The following is a 13,146-nucleotide window of genomic DNA, read 5'->3' as shown; positions in this document are numbered from 1 at the left end:
TCGTAGCCTGGAAACTCGTTCATCAGATTACCCGTGGCTTGGACTTATGGTCGGCTCATTCTCCTATGAAGACCGCGAGCGACGAAACCTATCATAGCTTTGTCGAGTCGGGGATCTTCAAGAAACTTCAGGCAAGCGAACGATGGATTTTGCCTTATAAACTCAAGGAGAGGATCAGGAATGAAGGCAAAAATGAAGGGATTCAACTTGGGAAAGAAGAGGGATTAAAAGAAGGGGAGAAGAAAGTAAGGGAAAAAGCTATTGAAATAGCAAAGGCAATGAAGCAAGAAAAGATCAGTATAATAGTCATTGCTAGAACTTCAGGGCTTTCAATCGAAGAGATTAAAGAACTATAATCAATCAGTTTGGCTTTCAAGAAGCGTAGAACGGAGTTTCAAATGGATAACAATTTACTTGATTCCGCTTTAAAGATGCCCCCAAACGAACGAGTGGCGTTCGCGGAGTTAATTCTCGCCAGCATTGACCATGAGGAAGAAGAGACCAGGAATTGCTGGGTGTTGGAAGTAAGAAAAAGGATAGAAGAGGTAAATAGGGGGAAAGCGAAACTTTTAGATTTTGAGAAGCTTTATGTTGAAGGTTGAAATTCACGAGTTCGCTTCAAACGAGTTTAACGAGGCGATAGAATGGTATGACGCTCAATCGAAGGGACTGGGGAATCGATTTAAAAAAGCGGTAATAAGACAAATCGGAAGCGTACGCAAAAATCCGAATTGGTATCCAAAAGAGGAAGAGGATATTTACAACCACTACCTGCGGATTGAAAAAGTGACAGAGTAACGTCTCAATGACTCATAAGGCCAAGCTGAAATGGCATTGTCGCAGGGGAATGCGCGAGTTGGACCTGCTGCTCGAGGGGTTTTTGGTGGATCGATACGAGGCCCTCTCCGCGGCCGACCGTGCGAGTCTTGAGCGTCTGCTAGATTGCCGCAACGAGGACCTCATGGCGTGGCTCATCAATGGGGATTCTCCAAAAGACGAGCAGTTGGCGGGAATCGTGAACCAGATACGAACTCGACACTTATAATCCAAGATATTTCCCGCGGCTGATTGTCCAAGATGCTTTTGGAAATCTATTTATCCCACCTCTACCGGGAAAGGCGGATTCTTTAGAGGCTGTCCAAAAACTAATACCTTGATTTTTAATGGGTATGGATAAAGGTACTTGATTACCCACGAGAACCAGCCACGATCCTGGAAAATGGTCTAGAATAGAACATAAAGAGAATCATTGAGTTAGGGGAGGGTAAGGTCATGTCGAGGGATTCCATCCAGTTCCAAAAAGGGCTCAGTTTGCCGGAATTCCTGGAGCATTACGGCAGCGAACAGCAATGCTATGACGCGCTCTTCAAGCTGCGCTGGCCGGACGGTTTCGTCTGCCCGAATTGTGGTAACACAACGCATTGCCGGATCACAAGCCGTAAGGTCTATCAGTGCAACCGTTGCCACCACCAGACAACGCTGACCAGCGGTACCCTCTTCGCATCCACGAAGCTCCCGTTGACGAAGTGGTTCCTGGCGATCTACTTCCTCACCCAGCGCAAGACCGGCCTATCGGCACTCCAGTTGAAGCGAGCCATCGGGGTCAGCTACAACACCGCCTGGAAGCTTAAGCACAAGCTGATGCAGGTCATGCTGGAGCACCAGAAGGGAGAGATGCTGACTGGTCGTATTGAGATGGACGATGCCTACATCGGGGGCGAACGGCCTGGAAAGCCGGGGCGCGGCGCACGCCATAAAGCGCCATTTATCGCCGTTGTCGAGACTGAAGAAGAGACTCACCGCCCCCAGCGTATGCAGCTGCGTGCCGTCAAAGGTTTTCGCAGTTGTGAAATCGAGCGTTACGCCAGCGCCAACTTGTCGCCTGGATGCCGGGTTGTCAGCGATGGGTTGGTCTGTTTCACAGCGGTTGAAAAAGCGGGGTGTCGCCATGTTGGCATTGTCTCTGCAGGCGGCAGAAAAGGCGTCGAACATCCTTCATTCAAATGGGTCAACACGCTGCTTGGCAACATAAAGAACGCCATCACCGGTACGCTTCACTCCGTGAGCCTCAAGCACGTACCCAGGTACCTTGCTGAGTTTGAGTATCGATTCAACAGACGGTACCGGTTGGGCGACATGGTCGAACGCCTCACCTCTGTTGCACTCAGGACACCACCAATGCCATACCGCCTCTTGCGCATGGCTGAGATTTATGGGTAATCAAATTAAGTTAAGCCGTCATTCCAGCAGGGATTGCCGGAATCCAGTCCGCGGGAGCGGACAAGACGGCGTTCCCACGCTGAGCGTGGGAACGAGCTGGATGCTCACAGCCCATCCTGGGCTGGCTCGCTGTTGGCTATGTCCCCACTTAAAGATTGACCACTATCCCTGCGTGAAGCCCTTCGGCGGCTGTGAGAAAATCGGCCCCCCTTGACCATTTGTTGTGCCTCGCCTCCCGAACCCGATGATGTCCACCACAGCCGCCAGGGTAACCGCCGCTCCCAGTCCCGTTTCCCCCCTCGCGCCGCCGCTGCCTGCTAAAACCGGCGAGCGCTTACTGTGGGGCCGCCTGTACGGATCGAGCCGGGCCCTGGCCATCGCCAAGGCCGCCGAACGGGCGCCGGGGCCGGTGCTGGCCGTGGTGGAGGACGTGCAGACCACTGCCCAGCTACAGGCCGAGCTCAAGTTCTTCCTGGTCGGCTCCGAGCTGCCGGTGCTCGGTTTCCCGGATTGGGAGACCCTTCCCTATGACCAGTTCTCACCCCTGCCAGAGCTGGTCTCCGAGCGTCTGCTGACCCTGCATCGGCTGCCGAGCCTGAAGCGCGGCCTCCTGGTGGTGCCGACGGGTACCTTGCTCCAACGTCTGGCGCCGCGGGAGTATGTGGATAGCCACTCCCTGGTACTGGCGGTCGGTGACCGCCTGGATCTGGATGCCATCCGCCGCCGCTTGGAGCAGGCCGGCTACCAGTGCGTGTCCCAGGTGATCGCCCACGGCGAGTTCGCGGTGCGCGGCTCCCTGCTCGACCTCTTCCCCGCCGGCAGCAACCTGCCCTACCGGATCGATCTGTTCGACGCGGAGGTAGAGAGCATCCGCACCTTCGACCCGGACAGCCAGCGTTCCCGGGATCAGGTCCCCCACATCCGGTTGTTGCCGGCCCGGGAGTTCCCCTTAAGTGAGGAGGGAATCGCCGCCTTCCGCCAGCGCTACCGCAGGACCTTCGAGGGCGATCCCAAACAGAGCCTGATCTACCGCGAAGTCTCCGCGGGCTCGGTCCCCGGTGGTCTGGAGTACTACCTGCCCCTGTTCTTCGATCGCACCGCCACCCTGTTCGACTATCTTCCCGAGGGGACGCTGGTGATCGAGGACGCCCAATGTCGGGAGGCGGCGGAGCGCTTCCTCGCCGACGTGGCCGTCCGCTATGAGCAGCGTCGGCACGACCTCGAGCGCCCCCTGCTGCCTTCCAACCGGCTCTATCTGACGACGGACGAGCTGGCTGCACGGCTCAACCGCATGTCCGGCGTCATGCATCAGGCAACCGAGATAGCGGAACGCCGCAAGGGCTTTAGCGGGGTGGTGAACTTCGCCACCCGCACGCTACCGGCGCTGGCGATCCAGGCCCGGACGGCCCAACCCGACGGGGCGCTGCGGGAGTTTCTCGCCACGCCCGGGCGGCGCGTGTTGTGCACCGCCGAGAGCGCTGGCAGGCGCGAGATGCTGCTGGAGAACCTGCACGGATTCGGCATCGAGGTACGCCCGGTGGCCGGCTGGCAGGCGTTTGTCGCGTCCGGCGAGACCTTGGGACTGGCGGTGGCGCCCTTGGAGCAAGGGCTGTTCCTGAAGCATGGGGGGGAGCCTAAGGGGGAGCACGAAGATCTGGCCCTGATCACCGAGACCCAGCTCTACGGTACGCAGGTGCGTCAGGCCCGCCGACGGCAGCGGGCCGAACGCGACGGCGAGGCGGTGGTCCGCAACCTCACGGAGCTGCACCTGGGCGCTCCCGTGGTGCACGAGGATCACGGCGTCGGCCGCTATCTGGGGCTCCAGACCCTGGAGATCAACGGCATGGCTACCGAGTTCCTGACCCTGGAGTACGCCCAGGGCGACAAGCTCTATGTGCCGGTTGCCTCCCTGCACCTGATCTCCCGTTACACCGGCGCCTCCGAGGCGGCCGCCCCCCTGCACCGGCTGGGGAGCGGACAGTGGGAGAAGCTCAAACGCCGGGCCGCGGAGAAGGTGCGGGACGTGGCCGCCGAGCTCTTGGATGTCTATGCGCGCCGGGCCGCGCGCCAAGGCTTCGCCTTCCCGATCGATGGGGAGGACACTGCCGCCTTCGCCGCGAATTTCGAGTTCGAGGAGACCCCGGACCAACAGCAGACCATCGACGCCGTACTCGCCGACATGACCGATGCCAAGCCCATGGACCGGGTGGTGTGCGGCGACGTCGGCTTCGGCAAAACCGAGGTGGCTATGCGGGCCGCCTTCACGGCGGTGCAGGGGGGCAAGCAGGTGGCCGTGCTGGTGCCTACCACCCTGCTCGCCCAGCAGCACTATGAGAACTTCTCGGACCGCTTCGCCGACTGGCCGGTCCGGGTCGAGAGCCTGTCACGCTTTCGCACCGCCAAGGAGCAGCAGCGCATCCTCGCGGGCCTGGCCGATGGCACTATCGACATCGTGGTCGGCACCCATAAGCTGCTGCAGAAGGGCATCATCTTCAAGCAGCTCGGGCTGGTCATCGTGGATGAGGAGCACCGCTTCGGGGTCCGTCACAAGGAACGGCTCAAATCCCTGCGCAGCAAGGTGGACATCCTGACCCTGACCGCCACCCCCATCCCGCGCACCCTGAATATGGCCATGTCCGGCCTGCGGGACCTGTCCATCATCGCCACGCCGCCGGTGGCGCGCCACCCCATCAAGACCTTCATGAGTCAGTGGAACGACGCCCTGATCCAAGAGGCCTGCCTGCGCGAGCTCAAGCGCGGCGGCCAGATCTATTTCCTCCACAATCAAGTGGAGACCATCGACAATACGGCCAAAAAGCTCGCGGCCCTGATCCCGGAGGCCCGCATCCAGGTCGCCCACGGCCAGCTGCGCGAGCGAGAGCTGGAACGGGTGATGCGGGACTTCTACCATCGCCGCTTCAACCTGCTGGTGTGCACCACCATCATCGAGAGCGGCATCGACGTACCCAGCGCCAACACCATCCTCATCAACCGCGCCGATAAGCTGGGCCTGGCCCAGCTCCATCAGCTCCGCGGGCGGGTCGGGCGCTCCCACCACCGGGCCTATGCCTATCTGCTCACCCCGCCCCCGGCGGCCATGACCCCGGATGCCAAGAAGCGCCTGGAGGCCATCGAATCCCTGGAAGACCTGGGGGCCGGCTTCACCCTGGCTACCCACGACATGGAGATCCGCGGTGCCGGCGAGCTGCTGGGAGAGGAGCAGAGCGGCCAGATCCAGGAAATCGGCTTCAGCCTCTATATGGACCTGCTCGAACGGGCGGTCGCGGCCCTCAAATCCGGCCGCACCCCGGCGCTCGACCGTCCCCTGGACCCGGGCGCCGAGATCGATCTGGCCGTTCCCGCCCTGCTGCCGGACGACTACCTGCCCGACGTACACAGCCGCTTAGTTCTGTACAAACGGATCGCCGGCGCGGCCACCGGCACGGCGCTCAAGGAGCTGCAGGTAGAGATGATCGACCGCTTCGGCCTGCTGCCGGACCCGGCCAAGAACCTGTTCGCCGTCACGGCACTCAAGCTCAAGGTCAAGCCCTTCGGCATCAAAAAGATCGAGGCCGGCCCCACCGGCGGACGCATCCTGTTCGACGCCGAGCCCAAGATCGACCCTACCCGCATGATCGAACTCATCCAGGCCAACCCTAAGGAATTCAAACCCGAGGGCACGGACAAGCTACGCTTCTTCCGCGACCTGACCGATCCGGCCAAGCGGGTGCAGCAGGTCAGTGCCGTTATTCAACAGATAACGGGTTGAGCTGCAAAGGTGCAAAGGGTGCAAAGATTTTTTTGATCCGCAGATTGTTTCATTTGCTAAAGCAAGGGGTGAAACAAATTGCCAAGCACATTGTCACCGATGCGTAGGTCTGCCTTGGGCAAGAATTTGCGGGGCTGAACCTTCTTGTTTATCTGCTTGCGCTGTGGAAAAGTCAGCCAGGTAGGTTGGGCAAAGCCCGCCATGGACGGCGGGCGTGCCCAACAAATTGGTTGGATGTTAGGCCCGGGCCATCCAAAGATGCGGTTCGCTGCCTGCCCGTGCGTCCCTTCACCTAGACAGGTGCTCACCGCATCCTACGCGCTGTTTTGGGTAAAAACGTGAAAATGACCTATTCCAGAGAATATACTTCCAGCTCCGCTCCAACGTCACGAAACACCAACCACTGGAGCGTTCAAAACGGCGCTCCTACCCTGAAAGCTGGGAACGAGCAGGCAGCGCGTGAGCGGCGGGTGACCGCATTGCGTTCCTGGTTGGACAGCTTGCCGGAGGTGCCGTCCGTTCCGGCGCACGCTATCGACCGTTCCGAGCTCTATTGATGCCGACCTATCTCCTCGATACGAATGTCGTACTTCGTCTTCTCGACCGAAATGACGCTGCTCATAACCAGTGCCGGCTGGCCGTGGAGAGATTGATCCTGCGGGGCGATGAGCCCTGTTTGGCACCTCAGGTACTTACAGAGTTCTGGGTTGTCGCGACGCGCCCTGCGCACAGCAACGGGTTTGGGTGGGATGTGGCAACTGCAAGGAATGCCGTCGAGGAACTTGGTTCCCGGTTCTTGCTTCTACCCGAGAGCCGGGAACTGTTCGACGAGTGGTTTCGCCTGGTAACGACTTACAGTATCAGTGGCAAGCGGGCCCACGATGCTCGGTTGGCTGCGTTCGTCTCGGTCCACTCCCTGGATGCTGTTTTGACGTTGAACCCTGTGGATTTTAGCGGGCTAGGGATTCATGTCGTCCAGCCGGCAAGCCTCGTTGCCCGTGAGCAGTGAAGCCAGCCAGGTAGGTTGGGCAAAGCCCGCCATGGACGGCGGGCGTGCCCAACATCCAGCTTATAAATTTACCACTACCCGTTTTTCATCTGTGGAAATCTGCGTAATCTGCGGATTGAACCGGCGGATCCGCGTCGATCGATGTGCTAACCCTCGGGGCCTTTCCGCAATTCGTCGAGCAGGGTCTCGGCGAGGGCCGGCTTGTCCGCCAGGGCCCGGTGGCATTCCAGGATGCGGGCCTCGTAGTTTTCCCGTGGTTCGTCCGGACGCACAATCCGCTCGCCCAGGTGGGTCAGGATCAAGAGCCGCAGCAGGGCCTGCAAGTCGCCGGCGATGTGGCGGTACGCCGCCGCCTGCTGCTCCGGCGTAGGCCCGTCGCCCGATTTCGCTTCGGTGTTGGCTGCTATGCCCTCGGCTTGGTAGCCGACGGTGTGGCGCAGGCCCTGCGGATCGATGATCTCGATACCAGGCTCCAGCGCCTTCCGGATCTTGCCGTAGGTCGCTTCACTGTCATCACCCGCCTGTAGACACTCGGCCGCGGCCCGGGCGTGCCGGCGAATCGCAATGGTATCCGCACCCGAGAGATTGGCCTCTCCCAGGTGCCCCTCCCACTGTTCCAGCTCTTCTTTGAGCAGAATCCTGGCGGCCCAGCGCCGCGTCCTGCCGGCTGCTCCTACCTCGGCGAACGAGAGGGTGCGGCGGGCACGGATGATCTCCCGCGGGATACCGCCGCCGAAGAGGGCCGCCACCTCCAGACACGCGCGCGGCAATCGCTCGGTGTCTTCCCCCGTCTCCTCGCGGCGTTCCAGCATAGCGACGGCGGTCGCCACGCCTATCTGTCGGACGTCGATTATCTCGTCAAAGGTGCTCTCGAAGATATCCCGGCCCGACGCCAAGCGACGACGGAAGGAGCGGGCGGCGTCTTCGGAGATGGAGATGAGATAGAAGATCCCCGGCACAAACAGGGCCCCTTTGATTTCGGTGAGTAGTTCTTTGACCTGCTCGGGATCATGTATCTTGTCCAACTCATCGATGGCAATCACCGCCTTGCCGTTGTAGGCCCGTCGCACCTGATCCAGGAAGCTCGTATAACGCGTGGTCAGGCCCGGCAGGGTCAGATCCTGCGCGGCCAATGTCTGCTTGCGCCCGAGGTTGATACCCTTCCAGGACAGGCCGGCACTGGACTCCCGGCTGCTACGATAGGCGAGCTGCTCCAGGAATCCCTCCGCCTCGGCAGAGAGCGTCAGATAACGCCAATTGACCAGGGTCCGCGCCAGACTCGAAAGTGTCCGCCAAACCGGGACCGTCAAGATCAAAAGCAGGACACCCGCAAGGGCAATCCAGAAAAGGGTTGGCAGGTTCTTGAGGTTGGTGGAACCCGGTGGACGGCGCAGCCAAGGCGGACTCTGGTGACGCCGTATCCAGAGCGGGTCGCGCACGGGGGGTTACATCCCCATCCAACAGATATCGGTAAACTTGTAATACTTCCCGGAATTGCCGCAACCTTGAGACATCGAACGCAAGACGCGGGTCGGCGTCGGCGAAGGCCTCCAGGATGAGCTCACTGACCAGCTTGGTCTGTGCTTCCTGCTCATTGCTTGCAGGACTCCGCAGATGGAAGCCCAGCTCTCGACTCAGATGTGCAAAGGGTGCAGCTAGCTTGTCTTTGGCCCAAGAGATCAACTCTGCCCATTCGACAAGATTCAACTCGTCGATATCTGGCCTGTAGATGTTGTTTGACCAGTTGAAGATCCACTGATCGTTTACAGGCGTGTTTTCAATTTCCTCCAACCATTTTCCCCACTGCTGCCAAGGAAGGGAAAAGATGAGAAAGGGGAACGGCGAAAGGGGGTAGTCCGAGCCTAGTTTCGTCCGGTATAAACACAGGGCCTTTCGGGCATCCGCATCCCTCTTCTCATCCTCATCCTTCTTCAGCACATACCAGAGAAGTGAGAATCGACCCGGATCTGACGCGGGCACCAGGAGATAGCCGGCATTCGATGAATCTTGATTGACCTCCTTGCCAAGTGCCTGATCGATTTGAGTCAGGAGCCGGTCGACGGCTTTCCGTTCGGACTCAATGGGCAGGGTTTGATACCAGAGCACGCTCCCGAGCAGCGGTTCCCAAACCCAGTCGTTCCAGTCCTTTTCTCCGCCTGTGATCATCGTCGGCCGATCTCCCATCCACACCCACAACAGCGAGAAGATGGCCATTACGGCGAACAGAACCAACAACGGATTGCGGATCTGCTGCCAGAGTTTTCCACCAGCGCCGGCGCGTTTCTCGTGTAGAATGGGCTCCAGGTCGTCCAGGGTCTTGCGACAGACGGCGCGGCAGACGGAAATGAAGAATCCCAGATCCGGGTCGTGGCGGACGGGGGCCGTGACCTCCAAGGTGAAATAATCGTGCTCGAGCTGGGCCAGCAAGTGGCGGGTCAGGGCGGATTTGCCGGCGCCGCGCACGCCGGTTACGCCGAACACGCCCCCGTCGGACCGCCGTACGGCTTCCTGCAGCCGATTCGAATAACCCGCCACGTCGATGTAATGCTCGACCCTGGACTGGATGGATTCGGCACGATCCGACTGCCCCTCGGGCAACGGATTGACCGGCGAGCGACGCAGCTGCAGGAGGGCCCAGTAGAAGACAGCCACCGGCGTAGTGAGGACGATCGCGATTAACACGAGATCGAAATCTATCCTTCTGTCTAGGCCGATAAGCACCGCGAGAAACCATGTCAGAATGATCCAGGCAGGGATGTGGGGCAGCCAACGGCGCAGGAGTGGACCCGAAGCCCAGAGGGTACGGCGCGCAAGCACTGATAGCACACAGGCGATGCCCAAGAGCGCCGCAAATGCGATCGCTAGGATGCTCCCATCCAACAGGGCTCCCCAAAAGCCTCCCCACAAAAAGGCCAAAAGCAGAATCAGGAAGACGAGTGACCAGGCGTAGAGCGTAGGCGCCGAGAGCCATTTGGTCAGCTTCGCATCTAGCCGCGGAATCCGTTCCAGTGCACGCTCGACAGTGCTGAAGAGCCGGGGGACGGTCGTCCCGACCAGAATCGGCATTGCAAGCACAAGGGTGACAGCAAGGATCTGGTCGCCGGAATCTACACCAAGCACCAAGACGCCAACGGCTATGGCGACATTGAGCAAGCCGATGATCAGGAGCCAGCGCGGCCAGTCGGCAGGCCGTCCCGCAAGCCGGCAACGGAAATTGGTCAGAGTAACGATCAGTGCCGGCGCTAAGTGCACCAATGCCAGCCCGAAGACATTCAGTCCTTTCATCCAGTACAAGAGGACGGTCAGGATCGCAAGCCCGAGCAGCAAGCTGGCCGTTGCGGCATAGGCCACCGGCCGTTTCCGAAAGACGGCGCGGACCCGTGCCCGGAAAGTGGTCCGACGCTCGCCCAATCTGTTCCCATATGACATGTCTGCTCTTATCCTCCCGCCAATCCGGAACAGGGAGCTAAAGCGCCTATATTCGGCGTGTGGACACTCTACTCCAATTCTAACCCGCTGGTAGTTAATATTTAAATGATTTGTTGGGCACGCCGCCGTCCAAAAATGCGATTCACTGCCTCCCTGCTCCGTCCCTGGGGAGGGTGTCGCAAAAGCCTCTCTCCCGCCGGGAGAGAGCCTGCGCCGAGCGCAGCGAGGGGGCTTGGGGAGAGGGGGTCAAAGGACGAGATCGGTGCCTTTTGCGACACCCTCCTGGGGCGGTAGGCAGGCGCTCACCACACCAACGATGCGGTTCGCGCCGGTTGCTCCGCGCCCGGCGCTCACCACATCCTACCGGCTTTGCCCAACCTACGAGCTAGCCCAATCTACCTCTGATCCACTTGGCGTGCGCCGGCAAAGCGGTGCAATCCGCCCTGCATTAGGAGGGTAGGATATTGAATTCCATTTACAGGGAATGCTTACCGAAGGTTATGATGTACCGGAGCCTTCGAGCCTATCGAGTTTTATTGAGGTTGCCGCTTAGAGACCAATGCCATTAACTTAAACATTAACCACTATCGCCCGGTGTATCGAAATATGGGGACTGGCTACGGCAGGTAACGCAGGGCTGGCGCTCTCAAGCGGTGAAATTTGACCATTCAGAAAATTTATGTGCGCCCTCAGCCTCGAATGTGACAGAGTAGAGTTAGGTTCTCGAGGGAGGATGCATTAGTGCCATGACTATCCATACGACGGCAGAGAGGCGGACCGGTGTTTACGGCGGGGAGCAGCTCGCTCGCTACGGCTTCGGCGATGGGCACCCCTTTGGCCCGGATCGCCACGACGCCTTCTGGGATGCCCTCGCGGAGTCGGGTCTGAAAGCGAAGATTCGGAGTCTGCCGCCGGTCCAGGCGCGGGACGAGGAGGTGCTGCGCTTTCACACCGGTCCCTACCTCGAACAGGTACGGCAGCAGTCCGCAACAGGCCAGGGCTATCTGGATTATGGCGATACGCCGGCCGTGGTGGGCATCTACGAGTCGGCGCTGTTCGTGGTCGGGAGTACGCTGGATGCGGTGGCGCGGATCCTGGCCGGGGATCTGACCCGCGCCATGGTGCCTATCGCCGGGCTCCACCACGCGCGACGCGACGGGGCGGCCGGCTTCTGCGTCTTCAACGACTGCGGCGTCGCCATCGAGACCCTGCGGCAAGTGCACGGTATTCAGCGCATCGCCTATGTGGATATCGATGCCCACCATGGCGATGGGGTCTTCTACGCCTTTGACGATGACCCCGAGCTCGCCGTGGTCGACTTCCACGAGGATGGGCACTATCTGTATCCGGGCACCGGCCATGCCGACGAAACCGGAACCGGCGCGGCCCGTGGTACCAAGTTGAACGTGCCTTTGCCCCCCTTTGCCGAGGATGGGCAATTCCTGCGTCTGTGGTCCAGGGCCGAGCGTTTCATCGAAAACTACAGGCCCCAGTTTATTCTGTTGCAGTGCGGGGCGGATGCCCTGGCCGGCGATCCCATCACCCACCTGCAGCTGAGCCCGGCGGTGCACCGGCAAGTAACCGCCTCCCTGTGCCGGATCGCCGATGAGATTTGTGAGGGTCGTCTCCTCGCCATGGGTGGCGGTGGCTATGAGCGCGACCACACGGCGCGGGCCTGGACCCAGGTGGTGGCCGCTATGGTCGAAACCACCGAGCGCGGGATCGAACCATGAGGTCACTCCAAGCTAAATTCCACATCGGGCAGGTGATCCGCCACCGGCTGTTCAATTACCGGGGCGTTGTCCTGGACGTGGACGCGATGTTTCTGGGCAGCGATGCCTGGTACGATCAGGTGGCGCGCTCGCGTCCACCCAAGGACAAGCCCTGGTACCGGGTGCTGGTACACGAGGCGGAGCACCAGACCTATGTGGCGGAGCGCAATCTGGAGCCGGACCCATCCGGAGACCCGATCCGACATCCCCTTTTGACTGCCTTCTTCACCGACCACGAGGATGCCGGCTACCGGCTGCGTTTTCGGCATAATTGAGACCAATTATGGGAATATTTGGCGCGGTCTGGAGGGAAAAGATCCCGCCTGCGTCGGGACAGGGTTTGACGGGTTGCGTTACGCTGTGTTCGACGCCGTGCCCCCCAGGCGTTTCCCTGCGCGGCTAACGCAATCTACACCCAACGCGAGATCCGCCTCGGGCCACTTCCGATAGATTACCCCGAATCGACATGTCCCGGGGCGTAGAACCATGACCCAAGTAGAGATACAACAGGCCGTTGAGTCGATCTGGACCCTGTTCCGGGAAACCGACCGGCGTCTCGACCAGCGCATCGCAGAGACCGACCGGCGTCTCGACCGGCGTTTCGAGACCACGGAGCGGGAGATCGCGGCCCTCTCCGCCCAGACGCGGGCGGTCGAGAACCTGTTTACCAGCCAGTGGGGCCGGTTGCTCGAGGCCCTCGTGGAGCCAGGGGTGATCGAGCTGTTCCAGGCGCGGGGGATCGCGGTCAACCGCAGCCTGGAGCGGCCGCGGGTACGCCGGGGTGGAGAGGAGCTGGAGATCGACCTGTTGCTGGTGGACGGTGATGCCTTGATCGTCGTGGAGGTCAAGAGCACCCTGCGGGTGAACGATGTGCGCGCGCTCCTTAAGGACCTGAAGCGGTTTCCGGAGTTCTTCCCCGAATACCGGGGCTACCGCCTGTTCGGAGC

11 protein-coding genes and 1 pseudogene are annotated in these 13,146 nt (G+C 60.4%); 11 read left to right on the top strand and 1 reads right to left on the bottom strand.

Annotated features, from left to right (window positions below; genetic code table 11):
* The 8 genes and pseudogenes from BQ17_RS15675 to BQ17_RS15645 all read left to right on the top strand — a co-directional run.
* Positions 1-356 (top strand): annotated as a pseudogene (locus BQ17_RS15675) (hypothetical protein); the annotation flags it as partial.
* A 42-nt stretch (positions 357-398) separates the two neighbouring features.
* Positions 399-602 (top strand): addiction module protein, encoded by a 204-nt coding sequence (locus BQ17_RS15670; RefSeq protein WP_089728625.1) that lies wholly within the window; start codon positions 399-401, stop codon positions 600-602.
* Entirely contained in the window at positions 589-798 is a 210-nt protein-coding gene (locus BQ17_RS15665; RefSeq protein ID WP_089728623.1) for a hypothetical protein, read from the top strand. The genes BQ17_RS15670 and BQ17_RS15665 overlap by 14 nt, the downstream gene beginning before the upstream one ends.
* Before the next feature lie 7 nt (positions 799-805).
* Complete coding sequence (locus tag BQ17_RS15660; RefSeq protein WP_089728621.1) at positions 806-1,045, top strand: FAD assembly factor SdhE; 240 nt, start codon at positions 806-808, stop codon at positions 1,043-1,045.
* Positions 1,046-1,272: 227 nt separating this feature from the next.
* Positions 1,273-2,220, top strand: coding sequence for an IS1595 family transposase (locus tag BQ17_RS15655; RefSeq protein ID WP_089728619.1), 948 nt, complete (start codon positions 1,273-1,275; stop codon positions 2,218-2,220).
* A gap of 244 nt (positions 2,221-2,464) precedes the next feature.
* Positions 2,465-5,989, top strand: a complete 3,525-nt coding sequence (mfd, locus tag BQ17_RS15650) for a transcription-repair coupling factor (RefSeq protein WP_256091632.1) — start codon at positions 2,465-2,467, stop codon at positions 5,987-5,989.
* A 344-nt stretch (positions 5,990-6,333) separates the two neighbouring features.
* On the top strand, positions 6,334-6,546 hold the full coding sequence (locus tag BQ17_RS20985) for a hypothetical protein (RefSeq protein ID WP_141699325.1): 213 nt from the start codon (positions 6,334-6,336) through the stop codon (positions 6,544-6,546).
* Entirely contained in the window at positions 6,546-6,998 is a 453-nt protein-coding gene (locus BQ17_RS15645) for a type II toxin-antitoxin system VapC family toxin (protein WP_089728616.1), read from the top strand. The genes BQ17_RS20985 and BQ17_RS15645 overlap by 1 nt, the downstream gene beginning before the upstream one ends.
* Before the next feature lie 1,194 nt (positions 6,999-8,192).
* Here BQ17_RS15645 and BQ17_RS15640 read toward each other — a convergent pair.
* A complete protein-coding gene (locus BQ17_RS15640; protein WP_089728614.1) occupies positions 8,193-10,427 on the bottom strand; it encodes an MFS transporter in 2,235 nt (744 codons plus the stop codon).
* Positions 10,428-11,173: 746 nt separating this feature from the next.
* Here BQ17_RS15640 and BQ17_RS15635 point away from each other — a divergent pair.
* The 3 genes from BQ17_RS15635 to BQ17_RS15625 all read left to right on the top strand — a co-directional run.
* A complete protein-coding gene (locus BQ17_RS15635) occupies positions 11,174-12,160 on the top strand; it encodes an acetoin utilization protein AcuC (RefSeq protein WP_089728612.1) in 987 nt (328 codons plus the stop codon).
* Positions 12,157-12,474, top strand: a complete 318-nt coding sequence (hspQ, locus tag BQ17_RS15630) for a heat shock protein HspQ (RefSeq protein WP_089728611.1) — start codon at positions 12,157-12,159, stop codon at positions 12,472-12,474. Before BQ17_RS15635 ends, hspQ begins: the two co-directional genes overlap by 4 nt.
* Before the next feature lie 211 nt (positions 12,475-12,685).
* Positions 12,686-13,146, top strand: a 461-nt coding sequence (locus tag BQ17_RS15625; RefSeq protein ID WP_141699324.1) for an ATP-binding protein, incomplete at its 3' end; no start/stop codon positions are given.

It is taken from the genome of Candidatus Thiosymbion oneisti (genome assembly GCF_900092655.1).
In the GTDB taxonomy this organism is placed as follows: domain Bacteria; phylum Pseudomonadota; class Gammaproteobacteria; order Chromatiales; family Chromatiaceae; genus Thiosymbion; species Thiosymbion oneisti.
Note: the sequence above shows the minus strand (reverse complement) of the source record. Positions and strands in the feature narration are given on the sequence as shown.

What these genes read in the sequence shown, in the direction of transcription:
- BQ17_RS15670 (WP_089728625.1), top strand. Translation starts at nt 399, where the DNA reads ATGGATAACAATTTACTTGATTCCGCTTTAAAGATGCCCCCAAACGAA.
- BQ17_RS15665 (WP_089728623.1), top strand. Translation starts at nt 589, where the DNA reads ATGTTGAAGGTTGAAATTCACGAGTTCGCTTCAAACGAGTTTAACGAG.
- BQ17_RS15660 (WP_089728621.1), top strand. Translation starts at nt 806, where the DNA reads ATGACTCATAAGGCCAAGCTGAAATGGCATTGTCGCAGGGGAATGCGC.
- BQ17_RS15655 (WP_089728619.1), top strand. Translation starts at nt 1,273, where the DNA reads ATGTCGAGGGATTCCATCCAGTTCCAAAAAGGGCTCAGTTTGCCGGAA.
- mfd (WP_256091632.1), top strand. Translation starts at nt 2,465, where the DNA reads ATGATGTCCACCACAGCCGCCAGGGTAACCGCCGCTCCCAGTCCCGTT.
- BQ17_RS20985 (WP_141699325.1), top strand. Translation starts at nt 6,334, where the DNA reads ATGACCTATTCCAGAGAATATACTTCCAGCTCCGCTCCAACGTCACGA.
- BQ17_RS15645 (WP_089728616.1), top strand. Translation starts at nt 6,546, where the DNA reads ATGCCGACCTATCTCCTCGATACGAATGTCGTACTTCGTCTTCTCGAC.
- BQ17_RS15640 (WP_089728614.1), bottom strand. Translation starts at nt 10,427, where the DNA reads ATGTCATATGGGAACAGATTGGGCGAGCGTCGGACCACTTTCCGGGCA.
- BQ17_RS15635 (WP_089728612.1), top strand. Translation starts at nt 11,174, where the DNA reads ATGACTATCCATACGACGGCAGAGAGGCGGACCGGTGTTTACGGCGGG.
- hspQ (WP_089728611.1), top strand. Translation starts at nt 12,157, where the DNA reads ATGAGGTCACTCCAAGCTAAATTCCACATCGGGCAGGTGATCCGCCAC.